Consider the following 2,226-nt stretch of genomic DNA (forward strand, 5'->3'; position numbering starts at 1 on the left):
GGTTAACCTTGCCACTGAATGTAAGTCGCTGACCCATTATACAAAAGGTACGCAGTCACGGAACAAGTCCGCTCCTACTGTTTGTATGCACACGGTTTCAGGATCTATTTCACTCCCCTTCCGGGGTTCTTTTCGCCTTTCCCTCACGGTACTGGTTCACTATCGGTCGATTACGAGTATTTAGCCTTGGAGGATGGTCCCCCCATATTCAGACAGGATGTCACGTGTCCCGCCCTACTTGTCGTACGCTTAGTACCACCGGTCCGATTTCACATACGGGGCTATCACCCACTATGGCTCCTATTTCCAGAGGATTCTGTTATCGGTCCGACTATCACGTACAGGCTCTTCCCATTTCGCTCGCCGCTACTTTGGGAATCTCGGTTGATTTCTTTTCCTGCAGCTACTTAGATGTTTCAGTTCGCCGCGTTCGCCTTGCATACCTATGTATTCAGTATGCAATACCCTAAAAGGGTGGGTTGCCCCATTCGGAAATCTGCGGATCAAAGTGTGTTTGCTCACTCCCCGCAGCTTATCGCAAGCTACTACGTCCTTCATCGCCTGTAATCGCCAAGGCATCCACCATGTGCACTTATTCGCTTGTCCCTATAACGTTAGCCTCTGATAGTCGAAACCATCAAAGAGCGCTACAGGGATAAGAAAGTACAACGTTGTTGCTTGTTTGTTGATACATACAATCATTACCCATCAAGTCGCCTCATGCATTTCTGCACGCATAGACTTGATCAATAAATAATCTTTACTTCTTCCAGATTGTTAAAGAACATACAGCACTTGATCTCGAAAAGACCAAACCTAAATCCCGGCGCCATCTGCGCTGATTTACGTTTGAACTTTTGGTGGAGGATGACGGGATCGAACCGACGACCCCCTGCTTGCAAAGCAGGTGCTCTCCCAGCTGAGCTAATCCCCCTATGGGTAATACAGACTACAGAAACTGGTAGGGCTGCTTGGACTAGCGTCCACCTTACCCCCAGTTTTTTCTGGTAGGGCTGGTTGGACTCGAACCAACGACCCCCGCGTTATCAACACGGTGCTCTAACCAGCTGAGCTACAGCCCCAAATGCTGTTCTTTATATTAACAGCCGATAAGTGTGAACATTTGATGCGTGAATCATTACTGATTCGTGCAAACTCTAGAAAGGAGGTGATCCAGCCGCACCTTCCGATACGGCTACCTTGTTACGACTTCACCCCAGTCACGAATCCTACCGTGGTAAGCGCCCTCCTTGCGGTTAAGCTACCTACTTCTGGTAAAACCCGCTCCCATGGTGTGACGGGCGGTGTGTACAAGACCCGGGAACGTATTCACCGCGACATGCTGATCCGCGATTACTAGCGATTCCAACTTCATGCAGTCGAGTTGCAGACTACAATCCGGACTACGATACACTTTCTGCGATTAGCTCCCCCTCGCGGGTTGGCGGCGCTCTGTATGTACCATTGTATGACGTGTGAAGCCCTACCCATAAGGGCCATGAGGACTTGACGTCATCCCCACCTTCCTCCGGTTTGTCACCGGCAGTCTCATTAGAGTGCCCTTTCGTAGCAACTAATGACAAGGGTTGCGCTCGTTGCGGGACTTAACCCAACATCTCACGACACGAGCTGACGACAGCCATGCAGCACCTGTGTACTGGTTCTCTTTCGAGCACTCCCCAATCTCTCGGGGATTCCAGCCATGTCAAGGGTAGGTAAGGTTTTTCGCGTTGCATCGAATTAATCCACATCATCCACCGCTTGTGCGGGTCCCCGTCAATTCCTTTGAGTTTTAATCTTGCGACCGTACTCCCCAGGCGGTCTACTTCACGCGTTAGCTGCGTTACCAAGTCAATTAAGACCCGACAACTAGTAGACATCGTTTAGGGCGTGGACTACCAGGGTATCTAATCCTGTTTGCTCCCCACGCTTTCGTGCATGAGCGTCAATCTTGACCCAGGGGGCTGCCTTCGCCATCGGTGTTCCTCCACATATCTACGCATTTCACTGCTACACGTGGAATTCTACCCCCCTCTGCCAGATTCTAGCCTTGCAGTCTCCAATGCAATTCCCAGGTTGAGCCCGGGGATTTCACATCAGACTTACAAAACCGCCTGCGCACGCTTTACGCCCAGTAATTCCGATTAACGCTTGCACCCTACGTATTACCGCGGCTGCTGGCACGTAGTTAGCCGGTGCTTATTCTTCAGGTACCGTCATTAGCAA

General features: G+C 50.6%; 2 tRNA genes and 2 rRNA genes. All 4 read right to left on the minus strand.

The features are described from left to right. Positions 1–606, minus strand: a 23S ribosomal RNA gene (locus ACQ4WQ_RS28380); the annotation flags it as partial. Positions 607–858: 252 nt separating this feature from the next. Next, positions 859–934 (minus strand) — tRNA-Ala (locus ACQ4WQ_RS28385). Between the two features lie 71 nt (positions 935–1,005). Next, positions 1,006–1,082, minus strand: a tRNA-Ile gene (locus ACQ4WQ_RS28390). Positions 1,083–1,161: 79 nt separating this feature from the next. Continuing rightward, a 16S ribosomal RNA gene (locus ACQ4WQ_RS28395) occupies positions 1,162–2,226 on the minus strand; the annotation flags it as partial.

Source organism: Janthinobacterium goodfellowi, assembly GCF_051380695.1.
Lineage (GTDB): Bacteria > Pseudomonadota > Gammaproteobacteria > Burkholderiales > Burkholderiaceae_D > Janthinobacterium.